Source organism: Methanolobus sp. ZRKC2 (genome assembly GCF_045291185.1).
Lineage (GTDB): Archaea > Halobacteriota > Methanosarcinia > Methanosarcinales > Methanosarcinaceae > Methanolobus.
Window position 1 is genome coordinate 1,044,193 of record NZ_CP146980.1, and the last position, 23,983, is coordinate 1,068,175.

Annotated in this window: 20 protein-coding genes and 1 tRNA gene; 12 read left to right on the forward strand and 9 right to left on the reverse strand. The window is 41.5% G+C overall.

Annotated elements, in window-relative coordinates; genetic code table 11:
- Window positions 1–4: 4 nt before the first annotated feature.
- Window positions 5–76 (forward strand) — tRNA-Thr (locus V7O62_RS04885).
- A gap of 168 nt (window positions 77–244) precedes the next feature.
- Here the strand turns inward: V7O62_RS04885 and V7O62_RS04890 are convergent.
- The 3 genes from V7O62_RS04890 to V7O62_RS04900 form a co-directional block, all read right to left on the reverse strand.
- Entirely contained in the window at window positions 245–487 is a 243-nt protein-coding gene (locus V7O62_RS04890) for a hypothetical protein (protein ID WP_406657895.1), read from the reverse strand.
- Between the two features lie 310 nt (window positions 488–797).
- The gene (locus V7O62_RS04895; RefSeq protein WP_406657896.1) at window positions 798–1,706 is read right to left on the reverse strand and encodes a hypothetical protein; all 909 of its coding nucleotides are present in this window, start codon (window positions 1,704–1,706) and stop codon (window positions 798–800) included.
- 84 nt (window positions 1,707–1,790) lie between these two features.
- The gene (locus V7O62_RS04900; RefSeq protein ID WP_406657897.1) at window positions 1,791–2,585 is read right to left on the reverse strand and encodes an HD domain-containing protein; all 795 of its coding nucleotides are present in this window, start codon (window positions 2,583–2,585) and stop codon (window positions 1,791–1,793) included.
- A gap of 165 nt (window positions 2,586–2,750) precedes the next feature.
- Between V7O62_RS04900 and V7O62_RS04905 the strand changes: the two genes are divergently transcribed.
- Both V7O62_RS04905 and V7O62_RS04910 read left to right on the forward strand, forming a co-directional pair.
- Window positions 2,751–3,668: a mechanosensitive ion channel family protein gene (locus V7O62_RS04905; RefSeq protein ID WP_406657898.1), complete on the forward strand. Its 918-nt coding sequence runs from the start codon at window positions 2,751–2,753 to the stop codon at window positions 3,666–3,668.
- 133 nt (window positions 3,669–3,801) lie between these two features.
- Window positions 3,802–4,959, forward strand: coding sequence for a pyridoxal phosphate-dependent aminotransferase (locus V7O62_RS04910; RefSeq protein WP_406657899.1), 1,158 nt, complete (start codon window positions 3,802–3,804; stop codon window positions 4,957–4,959).
- A gap of 21 nt (window positions 4,960–4,980) precedes the next feature.
- Here V7O62_RS04910 and V7O62_RS04915 read toward each other — a convergent pair whose 3' ends face one another.
- Complete coding sequence (locus V7O62_RS04915) at window positions 4,981–5,760, reverse strand: helix-turn-helix transcriptional regulator (protein ID WP_406657900.1); 780 nt, start codon at window positions 5,758–5,760, stop codon at window positions 4,981–4,983.
- 413 nt (window positions 5,761–6,173) lie between these two features.
- Between V7O62_RS04915 and V7O62_RS04920 the strand changes: the two genes are divergently transcribed.
- From V7O62_RS04920 to mtaB, 9 genes are all read left to right on the forward strand, one after another.
- Complete coding sequence (locus V7O62_RS04920) at window positions 6,174–6,665, forward strand: metal-dependent transcriptional regulator (RefSeq protein WP_406657901.1); 492 nt, start codon at window positions 6,174–6,176, stop codon at window positions 6,663–6,665.
- A 181-nt stretch (window positions 6,666–6,846) separates the two neighbouring features.
- Complete coding sequence (locus V7O62_RS04925) at window positions 6,847–7,083, forward strand: ferrous iron transport protein A (RefSeq protein WP_406657902.1); 237 nt, start codon at window positions 6,847–6,849, stop codon at window positions 7,081–7,083.
- 63 nt (window positions 7,084–7,146) lie between these two features.
- On the forward strand, window positions 7,147–9,144 hold the full coding sequence (gene feoB / locus V7O62_RS04930) for a ferrous iron transport protein B (protein WP_406657903.1): 1,998 nt from the start codon (window positions 7,147–7,149) through the stop codon (window positions 9,142–9,144).
- Between the two features lie 9 nt (window positions 9,145–9,153).
- Window positions 9,154–9,636 (forward strand): hypothetical protein, encoded by a 483-nt coding sequence (locus V7O62_RS04935; RefSeq protein WP_406657904.1) that lies wholly within the window; start codon window positions 9,154–9,156, stop codon window positions 9,634–9,636.
- 4 nt (window positions 9,637–9,640) lie between these two features.
- Window positions 9,641–9,922: a FeoC-like transcriptional regulator gene (locus V7O62_RS04940; protein WP_406657905.1), complete on the forward strand. Its 282-nt coding sequence runs from the start codon at window positions 9,641–9,643 to the stop codon at window positions 9,920–9,922.
- Window positions 9,923–10,125: 203 nt separating this feature from the next.
- Complete coding sequence (locus V7O62_RS04945) at window positions 10,126–11,748, forward strand: methylamine methyltransferase corrinoid protein reductive activase (RefSeq protein ID WP_406657906.1); 1,623 nt, start codon at window positions 10,126–10,128, stop codon at window positions 11,746–11,748.
- Between the two features lie 35 nt (window positions 11,749–11,783).
- Window positions 11,784–12,869, forward strand: coding sequence for a GTP-binding protein (locus V7O62_RS04950; RefSeq protein ID WP_406657907.1), 1,086 nt, complete (start codon window positions 11,784–11,786; stop codon window positions 12,867–12,869).
- A gap of 852 nt (window positions 12,870–13,721) precedes the next feature.
- Window positions 13,722–14,483, forward strand: coding sequence for a methanol--corrinoid protein MtaC (gene mtaC / locus V7O62_RS04955; protein ID WP_406657908.1), 762 nt, complete (start codon window positions 13,722–13,724; stop codon window positions 14,481–14,483).
- A 12-nt stretch (window positions 14,484–14,495) separates the two neighbouring features.
- Window positions 14,496–15,881 (forward strand): methanol--corrinoid protein co-methyltransferase MtaB, encoded by a 1,386-nt coding sequence (gene mtaB / locus V7O62_RS04960; RefSeq protein WP_406657909.1) that lies wholly within the window; start codon window positions 14,496–14,498, stop codon window positions 15,879–15,881.
- Between the two features lie 128 nt (window positions 15,882–16,009).
- Here the strand turns inward: mtaB and V7O62_RS04965 are convergent, their stop codons facing one another.
- The 5 genes from V7O62_RS04965 to V7O62_RS04985 form a co-directional block, all read right to left on the reverse strand.
- Entirely contained in the window at window positions 16,010–17,944 is a 1,935-nt protein-coding gene (locus V7O62_RS04965; protein WP_406657910.1) for a hydantoinase/oxoprolinase N-terminal domain-containing protein, read from the reverse strand.
- A 226-nt stretch (window positions 17,945–18,170) separates the two neighbouring features.
- Window positions 18,171–19,181, reverse strand: coding sequence for a methylcobamide:CoM methyltransferase MtaA (mtaA, locus tag V7O62_RS04970; RefSeq protein WP_406657911.1), 1,011 nt, complete (start codon window positions 19,179–19,181; stop codon window positions 18,171–18,173).
- Between the two features lie 489 nt (window positions 19,182–19,670).
- A complete protein-coding gene (locus V7O62_RS04975; RefSeq protein ID WP_406657912.1) occupies window positions 19,671–22,502 on the reverse strand; it encodes a DEAD/DEAH box helicase in 2,832 nt (943 codons plus the stop codon).
- Complete coding sequence (locus tag V7O62_RS04980) at window positions 22,499–23,368, reverse strand: metallophosphoesterase (protein ID WP_406657913.1); 870 nt, start codon at window positions 23,366–23,368, stop codon at window positions 22,499–22,501. Before V7O62_RS04980 ends, V7O62_RS04975 begins: the two co-directional genes overlap by 4 nt.
- A 15-nt stretch (window positions 23,369–23,383) precedes the next feature.
- Window positions 23,384–23,797, reverse strand: coding sequence for a hypothetical protein (locus V7O62_RS04985; RefSeq protein WP_406657914.1), 414 nt, complete (start codon window positions 23,795–23,797; stop codon window positions 23,384–23,386).
- Window positions 23,798–23,983: the final 186 nt, after the last annotated feature.

Here is a 23,983-nt window from a genome sequence, read left to right on the forward strand (position 1 = left end):
CAATGCCTCTGTGGCTTAGCGGTATAGCGGCTGATTCGTAATCAGCAGGCCGAGGGTTCGAATCTCTCCAGGGGCTTTAGATAGGGCTAAAAGCCCTTTTTTTATATATTCAATTTTTCACCTGATGCTTTCTGAATGCTAATCTCAATGGCCATTCTGGATTTTAGTGCTGAAACTATTGTCAATTAGCAGTTTTTCGCCCGGACAAAAATTGTGAAATATTTTCGAAAAGAGAGACAAAACGTTAATCTCCAATAAAATAAGCCTTGATAGTCCATACGGATCCCAGAAAGACCATAAACACACCTGTCAAACCGACATTGAAGATTATAGACGCCGGGATAGAGATCTTTCCAGATTCACCACAGTAATCATCAGGGACTAAATCGATTCCGAAAACACCACACATAGAAGAAATAATAGCGACCAGAAAAACAATAACAAGACCTGCACTCACCAGATAAAGGGGTGTTTTCACGTTATTCATTGGGCAGGTAAACGAATCCAAAAGATTTAAACATGTACATCAGGATGAAATTATATATGTATAGTACGTAGCAATAAAATTCAAAAGGAGCATTCGGATTATCTCAAAGAAAAGTATTGAAAGCAGATACAAAATCTCACATAAAGATTTGATATAGATATATATTTATATTAACAATGCATATTAAAATATAGGCCGGGTTCATAGCGTACCACCAACCAACACCAACCAATTTTATCCGGCCAACTTTTCTACTCATCCTAGCAATCATTTTTACTGGGAAGTGTGAAAACGCACACTTTTCAATTAATTATACCACATACAGCATGTTAAGAATACCATGACAGTTGCATGTTGTCGCTATAAAAAAATACCTGTCTTCACTGCTCAAACCTGAAGAATCTTCTTTAAGACAGCACACATGTTTCATGATCAAAATCAAGTTTTCCTTAAGATCAATCCCTCGTATTCCACCAATCCCGGGTCCCATCTGGTAGCTTTCAAAAACCCAGCCTGCCTGTCTTTTGGCACGTTCACGCACGTAACTGGTAATAGTTTTTGGCTTCACTCTTTCGAAAGTGTAGCAATAGCCTTCCTGGCCCTTGCAGTTATCAGGACACATTTTACCGGGTCTTGCATAAGAAAAAAAGATAGTACCATCCTCCGGAACCTTTCCTGCCACAATATCTTCAGGGAAAGCAGAAACCATGTTATTGAAAAGTTCACTGGATTCATTATCTTCTTCATCAATAGAAAGTTCCTGTACAGTTTTCCTGTTTCCATCAAATCTCAAAAAATCCACAACAATATCAACAGCCGCATGGGAAGGAATAGCAGGGACAATGTACTCGGGAATTCCATGAACCAGTAGGGAAGGTATATCTTTTACATCCATACAGTAAAAATAGATATCAGATCCATAAGCTGCAGTCTCTTGATCCCACTTAGAATTATAGTATCCTGTTTTATGAATAGACAGTGAATTAATAGCTTCAATCAGATTATCCTTATCGGATAATATATCTGCATTCATTGAAGCGGGTGCCTCGCAATCAATATCAATCACAAGTATAAAAGGCAAATTGTGCTTTTTTGCATATTCAACAAACTTATTTCCGATCTTCCCACCACCCAGAACAAGATAGTATCCACTGATAACAGGCAAGGAATTGATCAGATCTATCTTTGAATTTATCGCTGTGCCGAAGTTAGAGTTCATGATAGGAATGCTCCATGAAAACGTTACTTAACATCATCTGGAAATATTACAGGCCATCCAACATACATCTTCCGTATCTACTTATCACTCAACTGAACCGGAAAGCGCAGAGTACATGTAATTTTTCAGGTGAGCATGCACTTCATCAATCTCCTTGTTCTGCGGGAGTTCAGCTATTGTTTTATCAATATATCCCTTTTCCAGAACAAGACGGAGAGTTTCAGTGAAATTCATATCGAACACCCACGCAAGCCTTGCAAGCTTCAGGTCGTTGCAGGTTCTTGCCTCCACAGTACTCGAAATTTTGTTGCTGAGAATATCCCTGATCAGATATTGTGAATACTCGGGAATATCAGGCAATTCAGACTCCAGTGCAGGATTAGGAAATGTATTCTTTACTTTATAGTAATCGTCCAGAATCTTAAATATATCCAGTTTATCTGCATCCCTTACAAGCATGGAATGAAAAAGACATCTTTTGTTAAGGTTCTCCGGAAGATCTTTAAGATTATGGTAAGAGATAGCAGCGTAGATTATTTCTTTCTCCTGCGAAGGTAAAAATGAAAGTATATTCGCAGATTTCAATATCCTTACTCCCAATAAAGCATGATTCTCCGATTCCGAATCTTTGAATGTGCGATATTTTCGGAACTGCTCAAAGCGACCAATATCATGGAAAAGCGCTATGGTCATGGCAAGGTATTGCTCACTCTCATCCAGCTTTTCGGATTTGGAAATAAGAGAAGCATTTTCATAAACCCTCAGGCTATGCTCTTCCTTGAGTTTTATATTCTGTGAAATAAAAGAGTCTTCCGAATTGAATAAATTCACATAATTAATGAACCATTTCCTGAAGCCCTGAAAAATACTCCCATCCATTGAGCCTTAAATCGTTTTTATTTGTATTGTCTTTTTCGTAGAAGACATAAGAAAAGAAGGTTACAATAACTATAAATAACACAAAAAACAAATTTTTTTTGTGAAATGGGTGTGGTGTTTCTAGAACAGAACATCATTGATATAAACTAGAAAGGGGTGCATAAAATGTCAGAATCGTTAACGGGTAGTGTATACGTTATAGCAAACGACGCCGTCGGTTTCTTACCGACATTGTTGGCAGTAATTATTCTCATAATAGTTGGGTGGATAGCTGGTCGAGCTCTGGGAAAAATCGGAGCGAATTTCCTTGACAGGATCGGGCTTGATGACCTGATACTGAAGACATCATTGGGCACGATGTTCGAACGAACAAACGTGACTGTAGTGGAATTCTTTGATGCTGCGATAAGATGGTTTATATACATCATTTTTGCAGTTATTATCATTGATCTTCTGAATGTAGAGATTGTTGCGGATTTCCTTACAGAAATAATTCTCTATATACCAATTATACTTGCTGCACTGGTAGTCTTGATAATAGGATTACTGGTAACTGACTTCATAGCAGGGCTTGTAAAAAATGTCACAGTTGCATCTGGCGCTGACGAAAGAATAGAAAGCACATCTTTCGGGGCCGCGATGAAGACAAGTGGTCTTACTTTCTCAGGGTTACTCGCAGCTGTTGTGAAACTCTTTGGATATCTGGTATTCATCCTGGCTGCACTGGACATACTTAACCTGCCGATAATTGCAGTAGTAGTCGGAAAGATATTAGCCTACCTTCCAAATCTGTTTGCAGGAATTCTGATACTGGTAGTCGGACTCCTTGCAATTGACCTGTTTGCAGACTACATCGGAGAAATGATGAAGAACATGGATGTTGAGGGTAGTGATATATGGATATCTGCGTTGAGAGGATTCCTTGCGCTGGTAGTAGTACTGCTTACCCTTGATGCTTTGTTGATCGATACGACCATTTTCTACATCCTGCTAGAACCTCTCGCATGGGGTATTGCAATTGTAGTCGCATTCAGATGGGGTATTAAAGAAGCAATGGTTGCTTATGCCAAAGCCAAGAAATAAATCCTTTGATTATGTTGGCCGTTCATGGCCAACTAATTTTTGATTTGCACGCATTATTTGGACGCAACGAAAACAATTTTATATTTTTATTTGTACCTAAACCTATAGATTAGGTTACGGACCGTGCAATTAAATGAAAAAAACTCTATCCGACAAAATGACTAACATGCCCCCGTTCCATGTTATGGAGATACTGGAAAGAGCACAGGAACTTGAGAGAGAAGGCAGAGATATAATCCATCTTGAGATCGGGGAACCCGATTTTCCTACTGCACCACATATCTGCGAAGCTGCAACATCAGCTATGTGTACCGGGAACACTAAATACACCCATAGCCAGGGTCTGCTTGAACTAAGGCAGGCTATTGTAGAGAATTACAAAAATAAGTTCGACGTAAATATCACTCCTGAACAAGTGATGATCACATCAGGCACTAGTCCTGCAATGCTTTTACTGTTCATGGCACTTATTGATCCCGGTGACGAAGTCATAATGTCAAATCCGCATTACGCATGTTATCCCAACTTTGTAAAGGCAGTGAACGGTATTCCTGAATTTGTCTATACTGACAGGCACAATGGATTTATGCTGCAACCAGAAGCAGTAAAAGAAAGGATCAATGAGAAGACAAAAGCAATACTCATCAACTCACCGTCAAACCCCACAGGACAGATACTGCCTCCGGAATTGCTTGAAGAATTGGCAGATATTGCAGGTGCTGTACCAATAATTTCCGATGAGATATACCAGGGACTTGTGTATAAAGGAGAAGATCATACAATTCTTGAGTACACAGAAAACGCTTTCGTACTCAATGGCTTCTCAAAACTTTATGCAATGACAGGATGGAGACTTGGATACCTAATCACCCCAAAAAAACACATAAGGACACTGCAGAAAATGCAGCAGAACTTTTTCATATCCACCAATACCTTTGTTCAATATGCAGGAATTGCAGCCCTCCGTGGTCCTCAGGATAATGTAAAGAAAATGGTTTCCACTTATGACAAAAGACGCCGCTATCTTTTAAAAAGGATCATTGAGGCAGGCATGGAAGTCAAAAGCGAACCCAAAGGTGCATACTACATACTTGCTGATGCCCGTAAATTCGGCGAAGATTCCCTTGAACTCAGCCAAAGGATATTGGAAGATACAGGTGTCGCAGTAACACCGGGAATAGACTTTGGCGATGGAGCGGAGGGTTACCTGCGCTTCTCCTACGCAAACAGTCTTGAAAATATAAAAGAAGGCATGGACAGAATAAAGGCATACTTTATTTCAGGCAAATGAAGCAATTCAAGCAAAAAAAGATCAAATATCAGTGACTTGCAGAGACTTCTTTTTGTAGTGATCGAATAAATCCCTACCCCATGCAAGAGAAGCTGGCCTTTGGAACAGGATACGTTTGTAGTCATAGTTTGAGTATTCTGTGCCCGATAGCAATCTTAATAGGATACTGTAGTCATTTTGAGTGAAAGATACCAGGCCTAGGGGAGCCTCATGAACATAAATTTCAGTAATTTCATTATCTAGCAGTTTTTTATATTCATTATAGTTGCTGCACTTGAGTTTATCGTGAAGTATATCAGAGATAACGATCGACACATGTACCCCTTTTTCAGTATAAGCTGCAAATATATCGCTGAAATTAGGAAACAAAAATGTAGTGATGGAAATAACTGACCTTGATTCTTCTGACTTCCTATGAAACTCTTTGTCTAACTCACATATCTCAGGAAGAGAAGGGTCAATGACATTACATGGGCCTATTTCACCTACTCTTTTCAGAAGGTGCGGGGGAATGAAATCCAGCTTGTAATCACTCAGGTCTTCCAATAAATCAAATGTACTCAATAAAGGCACCATCTTATTAACGATTATTTTCCCAAAAGCTGTTAGTCCGCAACTATCACCTTCATGATAGATGATGTTTTTTTCCTTCAGAAGCCTGATTTGAGGAAATAATGCCTGCCTGTTTGTCTTTAGAGTTGATAGGATTGATTCAATATCTTTCGGACCATCGTTCAACAATAAAAGAGTATCTTGTGCTAAGTTAGATGTGAATACTATATCATGCAAGGTTTTTTTCATCGTATACCATCTTCCACAGTGATTCAGCGTTTTAATTAATTCAGATAACTAGTGCAGAGAAGAAATTTTACATAGATATTACTAAATTTTATCTGTAAGGATATTTATGCATAATAATATATAAATTATTTTATGTGTATTCTCTTAAAAGTTTGATTCATAAGTAACCTTGACATAAAATCTGGAATCGCATCGAAGTCTTGTGGTTAAATTACAAAAAATAACAATTTATAAACGAACTTGAACTTAAATATTTTAGTCTAAGCTACAAAATGTAGTAAAACTCAGTAAAGTTTATATAGGGTTTTGTTCATACCAATTTAGCACATAAAGGACTTATCGAAGAAAATAGCTTTGTGCCGAACAATATTGAAGGTGCATTTAGCATAATACAACTCTGCAAGTGAGAAACAATGACAAGTGAAAGAACTGAAGACTACCTGAAAGCGATCGAAAAGATAGTAGAAAGAAAAGGCTATGCTCAGGTAAAAGATGTCTCAAGGGAGTTGGAACTTAGTTCTCCCAGTGTAACTGGCATGTTCAAAAAACTAACCAAGCTCGGGTATATCAATTATGAGAAATACGGCGGTGTCACACTGACTCCTGAAGGTGAAAGAATTGCCAAATGCACTATGGAAAAACATAGCGTCATAAGGGATTTCCTGCTGATACTGGGAGTTGATGAAGAGACTGCCGATCAGGATGCATGCAAGATAGAGCATGTTCTTGCCCCTGAAACTTTTGAAGTCCTTACAAAATTCGTAGAATTTATCGACAAAAGGGAAGAATGGCCATACTGGCTTGAACACTTCAGACATTTTTATGCTACTGGCGAATATATCGAATGCACACCTGCAGCAAAAGATACATGTCCCATACACGGAAAAAATGCAAAGTCAAACTGAATCCCGTCTGGAACAATAGCATTTTTTGATTGGATACAGATTTGAAAAACAGATATTGTGGAATCCTTTGTTGTTTGCATACGCAAACTAATTAGCTATCGCGAAATCGCTAAATAATAAAAGTGCGATTACGCTAAGTCAGAAGCAGGGATGGAAATGATGATTCGAGGAATTAGCTTAAATGTTAGAGATCACACTTGATACCCTAAAGCCTGGCGATCTGGCTAAAATTACAAAGGTGCGTGTGAAAGGGCCTGCCAGAAGAAAACTATTTGATATGGGAATGGTTGCAGGCTCGGAAGTCGAGCTCATTAGAAAAGCACCACTTGGCGATCCTATAGAATTCAGGATAAAGGGATACAACCTTTCAATAAGAAAAGATGAAGCGAGACAGATCTTTGTTCACAAAAAAGAATAAATCTTCACTTTCTTTTAGGATCTGATTTTTGAGCCTTTTCATAAACACAATATAGAGGACATAATGGAAAACAACAAGATCAGAGTCGCCCTTGCCGGTAACCCCAATGTAGGAAAAACAACTCTTTTTAATGCGATTACCGGCTCAAGGCAACATGTCGGTAACTGGCCTGGCGTCACTGTTGAGAAAAAAAGTGGTACCAGAATATACAAGGGTTATGAAATAGAGATCATCGATTTGCCGGGAACATATAGCCTGACAGCCTATTCTATGGATGAGATCGTTGCAAGAGACTTTATCATTGAAGAAAAACCCGATATTGTAATCCAGATTGTAGATGCCTCTAACCTGGAAAGAAACCTCTATCTTACAACGCAGTTGATGGAACTTGAAACAGAGATGATCATTGCTCTGAACATGTGCGATCTTGCTCTGAAAAGAGGGGACAAGCTATACCTCGACAAGATGGAAGAAATACTTGCAGCCCCTGTTGTCAGGACTGTGGCAAGCCGTAATATCGGTATTGAAAAGTTGCTGGATAAGGTCATTGAAGAAAAAAACAATGAACAATACCACGGCCATGAAATTGGCTACGGGGATGAGATAGAGGGGATGATACTTGAGATCGAAAAGATACTCAGCACAGATCCGCATCTGGGAGAAAAATATCCCCTGCGTTGGATGAGTATTCGCTTACTTGAAGGCGATATGAACGTAACGGAGAAGATGATGAACAGTCCCGCATCCGGGGCTATCAATGAACTGCTGGCATCCATCGATCAGGAAGAGTACGAGGCAGAAGTCGCAGACAAGCGGTATGTGGCAATCAACGCAATCTTTCCCCAGTTGTGCACCAGATGCAACGTTAAATTAACTAAATCAGACATGATAGACAGGGTGCTTACCAATAAGTACCTCGGAATACCTATTTTCCTGGCCCTGATGTGGGGCGCTTTTGAGCTCACCTTTGCTTTCGCAGCTCCGTTCATGAGCATGATCGAAATGGCATTCTCCTGGCTGGCAGCCACTGTGACATCCACAATTGAAACTGAATGGCTGGCATCCCTCATAGGCGACGGCATCATCGGAGGAGTTGGGGCTGTGCTGACGTTCGTCCCGAACATATTTATATTATTCTTCCTGCTTTCTCTTCTGGAAGGTAGCGGATACCTTGCAAGAGCCGCTTTCATCATGGACAGGCTCATGTATAAGATAGGAATGCACGGAAAATCCTTCATACCCATGCTCATGGGATTTGGCTGCAATGTTCCGGCAATCATGGCAACCCGCAGCATAGAAGATGAAAAGGACAGGCTGATCACCATACTTGTGCTTCCTTTCGTATCCTGCGGGGCCAGGTTGCCCATATATATTCTTCTTGCGGGGACATTCTTTGGAAGGCAGGCAGGAACTGTTGTTTTCCTTATGTATGTGCTCGGGATAGGAGTAGCGATACTATCGGCAAAAATTTTAAGATCCACAATTATCAAAGGAAAACCTGCTCCCTTTATCATGGAAATGCCCCCATACCGCGTGCCTACACTTAAAACCAGTTTGGTCCATATGTGGGACAACGGCGCCATGTACATTAAGAAGGCAGGAACGATCATTTTGTTGGGCGTAGTGGTCATCTGGCTGCTTGCATCATTCCCATGGGGAGTAGAGTACGGAAGTGAGGAAAGTTACGTGGGAATGATAGGGCACTTTTTCGAGCCTCTTATGGAGCCTCTTGGATTTGACTGGAAGATTACGGTTTCACTTATATTCGGATTTGTAGCAAAAGAGATCGTTGTGGCATCTATGGGAGTACTTTACGGAGTAGGTGACAGCCAGGAAGCTTTGACGCAGAGCCTGCTTGCCGACCCCGCCATCACAGCCCTGAGTTCACTTAGCCTCATGGTTTTCAGTTTGCTGTACATGCCCTGCATAGCCACCCTGGGAGTTATACGAAAGGAAACCGGGTCCTGGAAATGGACAATTTTCGCATTTGTGTATGGAATTACTGTTGCCTGGATAATTGCTTTCATAGTATATCAGGGAGGAAAACTACTTGGCTATTGAGGTGAGAAAATGAAAAAGGACAGCAGACGAAAAATGTTGTTCACCCTGTTTATGGGAGCCTCTTATATTTTTTTCGGGCTTGCGCAACTTATCGCAGGATCTTCAAATACGCTATTAGGCATTACCGGACCTGGAAGCCTTGGAAAAGCAATTACAGAAATGCTATTTATCCCCCCGGATGCGATAGGAGGATTAGTTCTCATACTGATAGGCTGTGTATTCACTTACGGATTTGTAGAAATACATTCAGGTAAGGAGGAAGGGATTGCTTACGTGTATGTAGGCATACTCCTGTCACTCATATTTGCAGGAATCTATGTGCTGGCAGCATTTGGAAACATCCTCGAGGCCTATCTTCTACAAAACGAGGCCTTTGCAGAATGGTCAGTACTCGATGACATCCGCCCCGAAATATACCTTGGCCTGATATCGCTATTAGCTTACTTGAAATGGAAAGATAGTTTTGACATTGATGACACATTGAAACCGTGAAAATATGATAAAAGAGATATTAAGGTGCCTGTACGTTGAAAATCTTTCTCTGGGGGAGACTGCGCAAGAACTGGGCATCAGTTCCGAAAGCCTGAAAGAAATGATACGTAATATGGAGCATATGGGTTATGTCAAAACGATACGTGATGATATTAGCGCAACTTGTTCAGGATGCCGATCATGTGGGGGCACACAGACATTAAATGTCGAAAATTGTAGCATAACGGGAAAGAAGCTGATTCTCACGGAAAAAGGAAAGAGAATGTGTAACAGAACTGAACGTTGAGCTGCCGGAAGTAGTAAATCAAGAGTACTTGAGTTATTAAAGCTTCGCTACAATAGCCAAAGTATTGTTAGTTCTCAGTGATTACGTAAGCAGTAAAACCATCTAAAACAGTACTGTTTAAAAACATCAGTACTATAACATATATTTTTAACTTAGAACTAGATACAATATTACAACTTTAACAAATACTTCAAGGGATTCATATGAGAACAGGAGTTGCAATTGATCTAGGAACCAGTGGCATAAGAGCACAGAAAATCGACCTTGACAGCGGGGAAATACATAAAACAGTCATAACCCTTCGTAATCCACTTCCAGGTGCAAACGTAATGGACCATCTTGATTTTGCAATCACATATGGTCTTGAGCGTGCTCATGGACTTCATGTAAATGCCGTGAGAAAAGTCATTGAGGCATTAGGTATAGAAGCTGAAGAACTGCAAAGAATGGCGATCTGCGGTAATCCTATACAGCTTTCAATTTTCCAGGGAATTCCCATAGATGATCTTGCTTACGCCGGGGAAAGGAAAAAAGAAAAACTAAACATCAAGGAAGAGAACAGAGATGCGCGCATCGTTGAATGCTCTGAGATTACCGGTCTTGAAGTTTACCCGAATGCCAAGCTTGTCGTACCGCCTGCCATCAGGCACGAAGTGGGTGCCGATGCACTTGCCCTTATCATAAAATCCGGTTTCCTTGATACAGAGGAAACTGCAATAGCTACTGATTACGGAACCAATGCAGAAATGGCACTGATCCATGAAGGAACAATTTACACAGGCTCCGCTGCAGCAGGCCCTGCACTGGAAGGTCAGCAGATAAAACACGGGAAACTGGCATCTCCATTTGTTATCTCCGATGTAGAGTTCGAGAATAACTACCTGCGTAATTATGTGCTTGATGACGAAATGAACACCGTTAAGGGAAAGCTTGTTGACCCTAAGAGTGGAGACGTGATAGAAGATCACACCATCAGTGCAAAGGGAATCACCGGAACAGGCGTTATTGCAGTTCTTGATGCTGCTATTAAAAATGAGGTAATACAACTTCCGAAGATTAATACCCCGGACCACATATTGTATCTTCAGGACCAGGTGAAGTTCTTCGAGAGTGATGTCCAGGAAGCCGGACTAGCTATCGGTGCCATACGTGCCGGACACCTTGCACTTTGCAACGCTGCAGGCATACAGATGGCAGACGTTAAGAAAGCGTACATGTCAGGTGCCGCAGGAACATATATGGACGCTGTCAAGGCGCACCAGATAGGCATGGTGCCTTTCAATGTTGATGAAGTCATACAGATTGGTAACACTTCACTGATTGTCGCAAAAGAAGTACTTCTCTCGGAAGACAGGTTGTGGGAACTTCAGGAGATAGCTTCAAGAATTGTAAGCAATCACGTCATGTTTGCAACTGACCCTGGTTTCAAGGAAGCATACATACAGGAAATATCTTACTGGACGGAAGGGATGCCTTTCAAGATGCTCAAGAAATTCCTTAAAAAGAAGGGACTTCCTCTGATTGATCTCCCGGAAAAAACTACCAGCGTAGACAAACGAGTGGAGAGAGATATACCCGTTCTTGGTGAAGAAGGACTCGATGTGCTTGAGCAAGTTGGTACCTATCTTACCATGAGAGTTGAATGTCCCGAGTGCCAGAAGTGCGCAAAAGTTTGTCCCACTGATGCCCTCACCGTGGATGATGAAGGTCTTGTTATGATAAGATCAGATCTCTGCGACGGTGCGAACTGCAAGAGATGTATCAACGCATGCCCGAAAGATAAATTCAAGTGGGAGAATCTGGAAGTTCTGGAGATTGCGGAATGAATCCAGCTTTTTGAAAATAAACAGAAGGAAGTAACATGAAAATATTGGTTATTGGTGGATTTCTGGGAAGCGGCAAAACCTCCACCATCTTAAGACTGGGAAGAGAATTCAGTAATGAAGGCAAGAGAGTTGCCATCATAGTTAACGAGATTGGCGAGGTAGGCATAGACGGGGACGTAATCTCCAAATACGGACTCCAGACCACAGAACTTACCAGCGGATGTATCTGCTGTTCTCTGAAGGTCAATATGAAAACAACGATTACCCTGTTGGCCAAGGATTATGCTCCGGATATATTGCTGATTGAGCCTACGGGTATCGCGTTCCCCCAGGTGATCAAAAATGAGATCAACCTGATGAACCTTACTGATGTATCCATCCAGCCCCTTGTGACTCTCATCGATGGAAGCAGGTTCAAGCAACTCATGAAAGAAGTGAAAAACTTCGCTATGAGGCAAATTATTGACGCAGAGATACTCGGTATTAACAAGCTGGATCTTGTGGAAGATATACGAATACCAATTATTGAAACTTCAGTCCAGCAATTAAACCCGAAGGCCAAGGTCATCCTGCTTTCGGCTAAATATGAGGATGAGCACTGGCACAATTTTGTGCGGCTTACGCTTGGTGAGGAAGCTGATGGGATAATACAGGATTCCAAAGGTACTGAACTTAAAACCACAAATGAGGGTATCCAGATGCTCGATAAGGATACCGGGCTACCTATTGAAATGACTATGAATTCAATAGAAGCTTCAGGTGTAACCAGTTACGCCACCGAATACACCATCTCAAATATCGACACGGCTTTGGCAAGATCGCTTTCCCTGGAAATAATGGAAAGCATAAAGTCAGAGGTTATCAAACAAAGTCCGGAATTTGTAGGGCATATAAAGTTATTTGCAGAATCCGAAACAGATACGATAAAAGTGAATCTGACAGCCTTTGATAAAGATGTAGCTGTGGAGGTAATAGAATCCAATACCACAGGTGTGCCGCGCTTGAAAATACTGTCTGCAGTTTCCAGCATAGGACGCGATGAACTTGTGAGAATTGTACAGTACACTATTGAAGGAAAACTAAAGGGTAAAAACATTGACTTTTCCCATAACGTTGGATAATGGTCATAAAAAGAATGATCATAAGCACTGAACCTATACGATTGACAGATAAATCAATCTCCTTGCGTTAAGGAGATATTTTTTTTCATTTTTACCATAAAGAATGTGAGTTACCGCATTATGGATCGGAGAGAGTTGTTTCTCTACGAGAAGATGGCCAGATATAGATATAACGTGAACAGTATTTTGCAAGAGACATTTAAATACTATTACGTACAGGGCATATGTCGACCAAAATGTTTTACTACATAAATTAAACGGTAGACAATGCGATGGAAATTCAAAAATCAGCATATTTTTTACAATGACATGATCACTTATTAATATAATATATGAAGAATGAAAAGAAAAAAAAGACATTTTTCCCAAGCAACAATAACAATAAACTTGATGGAAACTGGACTTCACTAAAGTTTACTTTAATTATAACAATATAATTTGTTTTGATGAGTCATTTTATTTAAGATTACTCCTTCAAAACCGAACATGCAAAATTTTATTAATGAAATAAGATAAAAAATAGAAACTATTTGAAAGATACTGTCAAAATATAATATCTCAGTATACAACGATTTACAAAAAAAAAGGAAAACAAGCGAGACTCTCAAAAATATAGTATTGAAATGCATTTAAAATTTATTATAAAATACTAAAACCGTTAAGTTTATATATCTGTCTAGAATAAGTGCTTGTGTGGAAATATGAAGTTGGCTGAAGGTTGAGATGCTTGCAAGATTGTGGAGATCTTTCACGCATCATGAAGTGCCATTGGCTGATTGAATCCATTTGCCGCTTTCATCGTTGCTTTTTTGCGATGAAGTGGTGAAATCTAGATACTAGGAGGTAGAATAGATGGATATAGACCCAAGCAAAATTTTAGTTAGGTACAATGTGCAGAAAGAGAAAGCACAGACACCTGAACAGATGGCAGCTGAGATGTACCCAAGTGCAGAACCAGCAAAATCAATTTCCGCTGCAATCTTTGACGGGGAAGAAGATGACGTAATCGAAGGTCTCGAAAAAGCAATCGAGGGTGGAGCAGACCCAATTGCACTTATCGACGACGTCCTTATGCCAGGTATGAAAATAGTGACAGATTTATACGACCAGGGTGTCATCTTCCTGCCAAACGTCATGATGTCTGCAGATGCAATGCTCGAAGGTATCGAGTTTTGTAAGGACCAGGGCGGATCCGCACCTGAGCCAAAAGGAAAGGTTGTATGCCACGTAGCAGAAGGTGACGTACACGACATCGGTAAGACAATCGTAGCAGCTCTTCTCAGAGCAGGCGGATACGATGTAGTTGACCTCGGTCGTGACGTACCAGTCGATGAAGTCATCGCAGCAGTTAAGAAGGAAAGCCCAATGATGCTTACCGGAACAGCATTGATGACAACAACAATGTATGCATTCAAGGAAGTCAATGACAGACTTCTCGAGTCAGGAATTAAAATACCATTCCAGTGCGGTGGCGGTGCAGTGAACCAGGACTTCGTTACCCAGTACGAACTTGGAGTATATGGTGAAGAAGCAGCAGATGCACCAAAGATGGCAGATGCAATACTGGCAGGCAAAGGCCTTGCACAGCTAAAGGAAATGATGCACAAGCACTAAGAGGTGAGATAAATGGTTAAAAGATACACTGACATGGCATACAAAGCTGCTGACGACATGATTTTCGGAAGCTCAGTCTACCCTGTAAAGGCAGAACTCGGTTTAGAAGTAGGTGCTGGATACGTAACAGCAGAAGTTAACTACGCACCAAGGCCTGAGGCCGGTGTCTCCAAGGAGAAACTCGTTTCAGAATACCGCAGGCTTACAACCGACATCATGGCAAGAGCTGTACAGATCGGTTTCCCAGCAGTATCACTTGAGACAGAACACGTAGAGCAGATGACCAACAACCCTGACTGGGGAGGAGAAGTCGCTCACGTACAGAAGACAATCCTTGAAGAATACCACGAAGAATACGGAATCAAATGTGGTCTCAGACACACACCTGGTGACATCCGTGAAGACCGTGACCTTCTTGCACTGATCGGTGCAAAGTATGACAAACTCATGGAGTCATTCGAAGCTGTCGCTGAAGCAGGTGCTGATTTCCTGTCCATCGAAACCATGGGCGGTAAGGAAATTCTTGACTACGCAATTCTCAGAAATGACATTCCAGGTCTCATTTACGCAATTGGCTGCCTCGGTTCAATTGACATGACCATGATCTGGTCAGACATCAGGAAGATCGCAGACAAGAAAGGCAGAATTGCAGCTGGTGACACAGACTGTGCACAGGCAAACACTGCAATGTTTATTGCAGGTGGTCTCCTCGACAAGAACCTTGCACACACCATTGCAATCATCGCAAGGGCAATCTCCGCACCAAGGACACTCGCAGGATATGAAGCAGGTGCCCAGGGTCCAGGTAAGGACTGTGGATACGAGAACACAATCGTAAAGTCCATCACCGGATGCCCAATCTCACAGGAAGGAAAGACCTCAACCTGTGCACACGCTGATGTAATGGGTAACCTTGTCATGCAGTGCTGTGACCTGTGGTCAAACGAATCTGTAGAATACCACGGTGAATTCGGTGGTACATCTGTCCAGTGCTGGTCAGAGTCCCTTAACTACGATGCAGCAATGCTCAATGTTGCAACCGAGACCGGAAACGCAAAGATGCTCCGTGACATCCTCGTACTCTCTGACAAGTACAGAGACCCACAGGGATACGTCCTTGCATACGACAACGCATACAAGGTAGGAGAGGCAATCGTAAAGGACGGAGACGATCTTTACCTCCGTGCAAAGAACGCAGCAATTGCCAGTGTCGACATTCTCAATGCAGCAGACAACAAGAAACTCGTCATGTCCAAGTTCGAGCTTAATGCACTTGCAGACGCAAAGGCATCACTCGATGCAATGACCGACGAAGCCGACACCTTCATGAGTGACAGTCTCGAGAAGTACAAGGCAGAAGTTGCAGTCTTCAGACCAGACGCAAACTACAAGTTCTAAGCCTAGAACTTGTCTCTTTTTTCTTTTTTTGTCACCTTTTTTTTACCGGACTTCTTTTGCAGTTATCCAAAAGTTGATTTAAAGCATAAGAAAGCGAATGTTAAAAATAAAGATTTGCGTATTCAAAATCAATGCTTTCTCAGATTCTTAGGATAACCAATCCCCACAACCATCATTTTTGTCTCGATTGGATCGTGTTTCCAGTCTTCCGGCGAGAAAGTTTTTGAAGTAATTTTGATTTCAAGATTTTCCTTACTTACCCCGCAATCACCCATATATTCCAAAATCATTTTTTCACCGAGATTTTCTGAAAATGCAACTGCTTCACTGTACGTCTGGAATTCTTCTCTACCGAGAGGTGAAAATGCCAAGTAGCCCTCACCGGGATCAGCAATCGAAACCGGCCTTATGAAAATTTCAATCCTTTTTATTCCTTTGCCAAAAAGTGCACCTGCTGCATTCCCAACTTCTGCATGCTCCGGAACAACAATTTCAGCATCAATCACTTTAGAAAGCTCTTCACATAGAGCACTAACTGGCCCTCCCAGCAAAACGACAGGAACATCCATTTTGAATCTTGCGGGAAACTGCCCATCAACTATTTTTTTAATACCTGAATGATCCACACCCTGAAGGACAAAAGTCATCAGATTAAAAGCCATGTTCTTTGCAACCATGTCTTTTATCCTGAAGCAGAACTTGAGTTTATCCATTTTATTGAGGCGTGCAAGTTTTTCAGCCCCGATCATCGACGCCTCAGTTTTCCAACGCCCGTAATCACCAAGAACATGTAGTGCATCTGTTGGTGTAAAACCGACTGGCTGAATCAACCTTTTATGTATAAGAGAATCGAGAACAACACTTGAAGGATAGCTTTTTGAAACTGATTCGATCTCCCCAAGAGACATTGGTTCATCACCGATAGCCTCAAAGACTGCAGCTTCAGATCTTTCAAGACCAAATGCCTTAAAACCGGATCGCATGAAAAATTTGGTCGGCTGTATGTTCCTATCAAGCGTGTGCCTTGATGGTGATGCACTATTTTTTAGTTTTTTCACAAAATTCGGATACCTGACTGCAGCTACACAAAGAGGTATTACCCTTCTTGGTCCGATATGTATTTTTCTTGAGCATGTCCACACATGACTATCGCCACCCATAGCCGAAGTTTCCATCCTCGTTGCCCGAACCCTTGTTCTCCAGTTACCAACAGTGGCGCCGGCATCTGTTAACTCAGGAACTCCGTCATACACTGCGGAGACATCAGTACTCGTTCCTCCCACATCTATTACAGCACATGTTTCACAGCCTGAAAGGTAAGATGCACCTACCAGGCTTGCAGCCGGACCTGAAAAAATCGACTCTACTGGTTTTTCCAGAGCATCCTTAAGTCCTACAACAGTACCATCGCATTTTAACATAAGCAACTTTGCATCAATATTTCTTCGTTCAACCTCTTCCATCACGGACTTAATGAAGTGATCAGAAATCGGCAACAGTTGTGCATTTAAGGCTGCAGTCACAGCCCGCTCATATGCACCTAAATCCTGTGAAAGCTCATGTCCGCAGACCACAGGCATCCCTGTAAGTTCATGAACAATGTCACGTATGGTATTTTCATGTTCAGGATTACGAATACTGAAAAAAGAAGAAACCGCAAAGGCAGCAACATCGTTTTTGACTTTTTTTGCAAAATCCCGGACTTTTTCAACCTCCAGAGACACAGTTTCCTCACCATTGAAATCATGGCCACCGTCCACCAGAATAACGTGCTCTGCCGGAAAATCACCTTCAAGCGGATGATCACCTACCAGAACTAGCGCAATAGGACTGCCCGTACCTTCCAGCACAGTGTTGGTGGCAAGAGTAGTGGAAACGGATACAAGACTTACCTTTTCAAGATATTCTTGTTCGATGTTGTCAATAGCATTTCTTATACCGATGATCAAATCCGGATAAGTCGTGAGAGCTTTGCTGGAACTTAGAACAGAACCATCCGAATCTCTTACCAGAATAACATCCGTATATGTGCCTCCTGCGTCTATCCCAAGACTGAATTGCATGATAGAGAACTCCTTTAAAATATCAGTAGCATTGCATCTGCAATAACAGCATGCAAATACGTATGTAGTAAGTAGATTTAGGTTCTATTAAAAATTTATGGAAAAATTTGATGAAGCTATTGCATGCGAAATTCAGGAATGTAACCTTAAATTATAACGAAAAATAAACTAAAAAAGAAAAGAATTACATGGCATAGTTAAAAACTATGTCATGCAGATATTGAAATTATGCGTAGTACTCGTCTCTTGCTGCAACCATTGCTTTAAGGTTTGCAACGGAGGTGTCCGGTGCAATACCACAGCCTGGTGCAAGTACATCGATTCCGTCATCAAGAGCCTTCTTTGAGTCTGCCTTGACTTTGGCTTCATCGCCTGCAAGAAGAGTGAATGGGCTGGAAACATTACCGCAGATTGTTACCTTACCGGCAACTTTTGCCTTTGCGCCCGCAAGATCTGTAACCTTCTCTTCGATACTGATAGATTCAAAGTGGCAGTCTGCCATCATTTCAAGAACCGGGGAAACATCACCACAAACGTGGAGAATCATCGGGCCTTTTACACCATCAGCAAATTTCTGGAGAACTGGTTTAAGGACAGTGTCAAATGTGTCTGGAGCCATAAGATCTGGTGAAGCTACCGGGTCCGGTACACTAATGACATCTGCACCTGCATCAAGAAGAGCATTTGCATACTCGATACATGCATCACATGCGAAATCAAGAATTGTCTGGAAGTCTTCCGGCTTCTTGATAGACCATTTCATGAACTTCTTTACGCTTGCAAGGTCGGATGCAAGGGTTACCGGACCTTCCATACCGGCAATTACAGGTACTTCGCCTCCGGTCTTTTCTTTCAGAATGCCAAGTGCCTCCATTACTGCTGGAATCCTGCCTTCGGCAAGGAGATTGTCTGGCATCTTGAGGTTGTCGACACCCTTTGGATATGGGTGATCTGTTACGGAAGGCTGCCTGTTCTTTGTACCCATGTTGACTTCACAGCCCATAGCTTCTGCAAGTACTGTGAGACAATATGGAGCCCTGACACCTTCAAGACCACATTCTGAATATGATGCGTATGCCAGGTCTGCCATTTTCTGTGCATCACTGTGCGCTTCCGGCCATGCAGCGCCAGTCTTGTCCATTAGCTCAACAATAGCTGTCTGTGTTACAGACAAAACCGGAACTTTGTCAACTTCTTCGCCCTGTAATGCTTTCAAAAACCTTTCTTTCATGTTCATATGAATCCTTCTCTTTATAGTAGATTTTAGTCATTTTGATTTACGTTGCATAAGATATAAAACTATTGCTTGAAGCTGATTTTTCGAATAAATCAAGTATAATGTTCAGTAAGATTGTATGTTTTTATATAAAATAAAGTCATATTAAGTATGATTATTTGTATGTAAATTACAACTGAAAAGCGCTAAAATATTATTCAATAAAGTAATTATTAAGATTTAATTTGGATAAAAGTATAATAAATACATACAAATCAAAAATTAACAGTGTGAAATTGGTCCCAAAAACTTATTTTTAAGAGAATTGAGTGTATTTTTAGTTATAAAGTATGCTTTTATAACAATTTAAACCATATTAAATATGTAAATTTGTATGAAAATTACAACATAACAACGTAAAAATAAAGTTTTAAGTGCTATTTCAGCTTATATCCAAGTGAAATTATATTAATAATATATAATTAAAAAATGGTCGTGCAAAATTAACAATTAACCCCAAAATCTCTTATTTTTTGCATAATTTCTCTCTGCAACAAGTATATCCCTGTAAAATGCCTCTTCATCATGTCTCATCTTCTGTATCACACGTGTTGCCATCTCGGGACCCACACCCCTGCTGGCAAGTGCTATTACAGCCTGTTTTCCATGTGTCATCACAATATTTGCATTCCTGTAAACCCTCTTTACACGTTTGAGATCTTCCTTCGAGCTTAGCTTTTCCTGTTTTCGTACAAGCTTTATCTCATCCTCTTCCCAGGGTTTCAGGGAAGCTATCATCTTCGAATCACATACAGGACAGATGATATCATCATGAACATTTTTTACCTGTCTTCTTGAGGTCCACTTTTTGCAATGTACACAGAAAAGTATGACCCTGTCATTCATAATCCGTCCTTTAAGGGCCATTACTATGGACCTGTCAGCCTTTTCAGGTGCAATAAGATCCCTTTTCATGGAAAATCCCGCCCTTCCTATAGGAGTAGAAGGACTGATAATGAGAGTTATTTTTTCCGAGTATATATCCATAAAAAGTCTCGATGCTCTTCCAACATCAAGCATCGTATGGAAGATCTCCCTTATAACCTCGTCATACATGGCTGTCCCACGGTATATCTCAAGCAGTTTTTTCATGCTTATCCGGTCATAATCGATATCCTTACTCAGGGCTCCGAACTTTCTGGCAACATGTACCATCTTCCATTTCATAAGAGAGGTGTTCTTCAAGGTCATCTCTATGATAGGTTCTATATGTTCGGGTTGTATATCGCGTACCAATTGCTCGATTTCCCGGGCCTTTATTCTTCTTGGAAGCTGTAATCGTATCCTGTACGGATCAATTTCCTGAGAGACACTGCTCCCGTATCTTGCAGCAAGTAGTGATGTCAGAACCTTTGCAAAAGTTTCATTGGTGTTGTGACCGAAGCAAGCATTGATGAGAACAGATTCCTCATCATTCTCAATAACGATAGTCTGCGCATCGGGGACAGGAAAATTTCCAGAAACCTGTTCCCTCATAAGACCTACCAGTTCCAGGGCTCCAGTGAGGTCAACCGGATAATCATTAGTAAGCTGCACAGCTATCCTGTCATCTTCCCAACCTTCAATCATCCTTTCTGCTATTGTTCTTCGGATAAAACCTACTTCTCCTGCAACTTCAAAAGGTACAGGTATTTCCTCACCTACCCAGCTTGGTATTTCTCCCATTCCACGCACAGGTTCTACTTTAATCCTGTCACGGTCACTGTTCATCTCAAGTACCCTCCACATATCGCCCTTGGTTATGAAAACAGCTCCAGGAGTTACAAAATTGATGACAAAAGCCTCGTCAAGAACACCCACAGTCCTTCCGGTGACTATATCAAATATCTCATACTTTTTCTCATCAGGTATCATGGAAAGGTTATCATAATAGTATTGCCAGCTTTTCCTTCTGCGTGAAAATACATCCGATCCTTCCTCATTCCACACCATCCTGTAATCATTTACCTGTTCTACTACTTTTTTAAACATTTCGAATTTCAGATCCCTGAAAGGATAGGCACGTTTGAAAACAGAAAACATCTTTTGTATCCCAACTTCACCAAAATCAAGAACAAGGCCTGATATCTGGTTTGCAACAACATCAAGGGAATTCATATGCGGATCAATAGCTTCCACTTTACCCTCAAGAGCAAGTTTACATATAGCCATGCTCTCTGCCACATCGTCCACTCCCATTGCCAGGATAGTGCCCCTGGAAACCTCATGTATCCTATGGCCTGCACGACCCACACGCTGCAAAAGCCTGGAAACCTGCCTTGGAGAACCATATTGAACTACATGATCCACGTTACCGATATCGATTCCCAGTTCCATTGAAGATGTGCATATAAGACCCCTAAGGTCACCGCTTTTAAAAGATTCCTCAGCCTCTATCCTGGAATCCACTGATAAAGAGCCGTGGTGCACACCAATAGGCAGTTCAAGTATCTTGAAACCGGATGCGAGTGCTTCAGCACTTTGCCTGGTATTCACAAATATCAATGTGGAAACATTATTTTCAACAATTTCACTGATGCATCTCAGATGAGCTGCAAATTCAGCATCGGAGCCAATTAATTTGGCAACCTTCAGATCATCTTCCGTAGGAAAAGGAGTAATCACGTTGAATTCCAGAAGTTTCAGCAGGGACACGACCACAACCGAAACATCTCGCTCGGCTCCCACCAAAAACTTTGCAACTTCTTCAGGATTGCCTACTGTTGCTGAAAGTCCTATTCTCTGGAACTCACCTGCAAGTTCCACAAGCCTCTCCAGACCGACAGCAAGCTGAGTGCCTCTCTTCGAGGATGCCATCTCATGTATTTCGTCCACCACAACATGAGTCACATACTCAAGGTTCTTACGCAGGCGTGAACCCGTGAACATTGCCTGGAGAGTCTCAGGAGTGGTTATCAAAACATCAGGCGGGTTACGTGATTGTTTTTGTCGCTCGTACTGGGAAGTATCTCCGTGACGTACCCGGACATCAATACCAAGTTCAGCTCCCCACCACTGTATACGTGAAAGCATATCACGGTTCAGTGCACGAAGAGGAGTTATATAAAGTGCGGAAATGCCAGCCCTCTGTTCTTTGCTTTTGGAAAGAATTGCATGAAATATCGGAAGCACGGCTGATTCAGTTTTACCTGAACCGGTGGGAGCCACCAGAAAAGTATGTTCACCTTTAAGTATATGCGGAAAAACCTTTTCCTGTGGTTCGGTGGGAGCTTCAAAACCCTGTTTTTTCAAAGCATCCTGTATCCGGGAGTCAAAAGAGTCAAAGATGTTGCCAAAACTCATTTTATAGCACCCTTGTTCCCACTTTTTCTATAACTCTTTCTATTACCCTTTACACGGAACCTGCTTTCTTCCATCCTTCGAATGTGCTTCAATGCTCCAAGTGGAGTACCATCGAGCAGGTAAACCTGTGCATCATCAATGTCCACAGCCCCGGAAGAAAACAGCGGCCCAAGCAGATCATCATGAAGAGATTCGTTGAATGCAACTCCACCACAGAGTTCATTGAACGACGGGACTATTACAAGCTCAGGATCTTTCCATTTATCTTTCCCGGAATTAAGGTCCGTATTCCTGAAATGTCCCTGGAGTATATCTTTTTTAAGTTTAGTCCTTATCCAGCTCTGCTCTGTAATGGAGTATCCAAGAGAATCGGTAAGACGTATGGTAGGATGATTATGTGCAGTAATAATAAAATCTGCAAAAAGCAGGTCAGGATCAGGCCAGGTATGACCATGGAAATAACCTATTCCCTCTATGGTCGAGCCTCTTACCGGATGTATCCTGATATCCGTTCTTTTGGGAACCAGGTGCTCAATACCTCCATCATGGTTGCCGGGAAAAATGTCTATTTCAGCATGTTCGGCAAGTGATTCCAGAAAATAGGGTATTTCATCCCTTTCCTGCCAGGATATCTGGGGGACATTATGTTTCACATCTCCCAGCAGTATTATTCTCCCGGGAGATTCCTGCTTAATATACTCCAGCATACGGTCCAAGCCGTACTGCATACGGCTTGGTATGGAAATACCACTTCTGTAAAGATCCCACTCGATTCCCAGGTGAATGTCTGCAACAACAAGAGTCTTTGTCTCGTTTTCCATAACAAGAGCAGGTTCATTGATAATAGGTTTTAGTTCTACTGTCATTTTGTATAAAAAGAATCATTTCTTTTCAGCTTCAACAATTGTGCTGACTTTCTCTGAAAGCGAGTCAACTGTGGCCCTCATCTCATTCAGTTCTTCCTGTATCTCCAGTATCTTCTGGTACATAGGGCTGCGGTCATCCTTAATAGCCTGTTCCTGTGAAAACTTCTGCTTACTTGGAAAGATGTAAACATAGGCCAGCCACATACCTGTGAATGCAACAAAAAATAGTGCTGCAAGGAAAAGCAGATAATGTGGAAAGAGCACTCTTATTAAACTGTCTCCGGAACTATAATACTGAAGTCTTGTGATCATCAGGAAGTTCAGCAGGGAGAATAAAAACATAGTTTCTCCTACTATAATAAGCATGCCTCCTACTTTTGTAGACATCCTGCGCTGTCTCGGAACTATCCTGTCAATTATAGAACTCATTTAAGGGAGATTGGTTTGATGTGATATTTATATTTGTATTTTATTTTTAAGTAAGTTGATTGCAAGTAGGTGACGTAGAACTAAAGCTAAGCAAGGAAGGCAATTCATTCGAAGGAAACTGGAGATACGGATCTGATAATTCAGCATGGTGCTGTCTACAGAACAAACTACATCTACGAATGGAGA

Excerpts from the sequence above, each read along its gene's own strand:
- V7O62_RS04890 (WP_406657895.1), bottom strand. The coding sequence starts at position 487 with ATGAATAACGTGAAAACACCCCTTTATCTGGTGAGTGCAGGTCTTGTT.
- V7O62_RS04895 (WP_406657896.1), bottom strand. The coding sequence starts at position 1,706 with ATGAACTCTAACTTCGGCACAGCGATAAATTCAAAGATAGATCTGATC.
- V7O62_RS04900 (WP_406657897.1), bottom strand. The coding sequence starts at position 2,585 with ATGGATGGGAGTATTTTTCAGGGCTTCAGGAAATGGTTCATTAATTAT.
- V7O62_RS04905 (WP_406657898.1), top strand. The coding sequence starts at position 2,751 with ATGTCAGAATCGTTAACGGGTAGTGTATACGTTATAGCAAACGACGCC.
- V7O62_RS04910 (WP_406657899.1), top strand. The coding sequence starts at position 3,802 with ATGAAAAAAACTCTATCCGACAAAATGACTAACATGCCCCCGTTCCAT.
- V7O62_RS04915 (WP_406657900.1), bottom strand. The coding sequence starts at position 5,760 with ATGAAAAAAACCTTGCATGATATAGTATTCACATCTAACTTAGCACAA.
- V7O62_RS04920 (WP_406657901.1), top strand. The coding sequence starts at position 6,174 with ATGACAAGTGAAAGAACTGAAGACTACCTGAAAGCGATCGAAAAGATA.
- V7O62_RS04925 (WP_406657902.1), top strand. The coding sequence starts at position 6,847 with ATGTTAGAGATCACACTTGATACCCTAAAGCCTGGCGATCTGGCTAAA.
- feoB (WP_406657903.1), top strand. The coding sequence starts at position 7,147 with ATGGAAAACAACAAGATCAGAGTCGCCCTTGCCGGTAACCCCAATGTA.
- V7O62_RS04935 (WP_406657904.1), top strand. The coding sequence starts at position 9,154 with ATGAAAAAGGACAGCAGACGAAAAATGTTGTTCACCCTGTTTATGGGA.
- V7O62_RS04940 (WP_406657905.1), top strand. The coding sequence starts at position 9,641 with ATGATAAAAGAGATATTAAGGTGCCTGTACGTTGAAAATCTTTCTCTG.
- V7O62_RS04945 (WP_406657906.1), top strand. The coding sequence starts at position 10,126 with ATGAGAACAGGAGTTGCAATTGATCTAGGAACCAGTGGCATAAGAGCA.
- V7O62_RS04950 (WP_406657907.1), top strand. The coding sequence starts at position 11,784 with ATGAAAATATTGGTTATTGGTGGATTTCTGGGAAGCGGCAAAACCTCC.
- mtaC (WP_406657908.1), top strand. The coding sequence starts at position 13,722 with ATGGATATAGACCCAAGCAAAATTTTAGTTAGGTACAATGTGCAGAAA.
- mtaB (WP_406657909.1), top strand. The coding sequence starts at position 14,496 with ATGGTTAAAAGATACACTGACATGGCATACAAAGCTGCTGACGACATG.
- V7O62_RS04965 (WP_406657910.1), bottom strand. The coding sequence starts at position 17,944 with ATGCAATTCAGTCTTGGGATAGACGCAGGAGGCACATATACGGATGTT.
- mtaA (WP_406657911.1), bottom strand. The coding sequence starts at position 19,181 with ATGAACATGAAAGAAAGGTTTTTGAAAGCATTACAGGGCGAAGAAGTT.
- V7O62_RS04975 (WP_406657912.1), bottom strand. The coding sequence starts at position 22,502 with ATGAGTTTTGGCAACATCTTTGACTCTTTTGACTCCCGGATACAGGAT.
- V7O62_RS04980 (WP_406657913.1), bottom strand. The coding sequence starts at position 23,368 with ATGACAGTAGAACTAAAACCTATTATCAATGAACCTGCTCTTGTTATG.
- V7O62_RS04985 (WP_406657914.1), bottom strand. The coding sequence starts at position 23,797 with ATGAGTTCTATAATTGACAGGATAGTTCCGAGACAGCGCAGGATGTCT.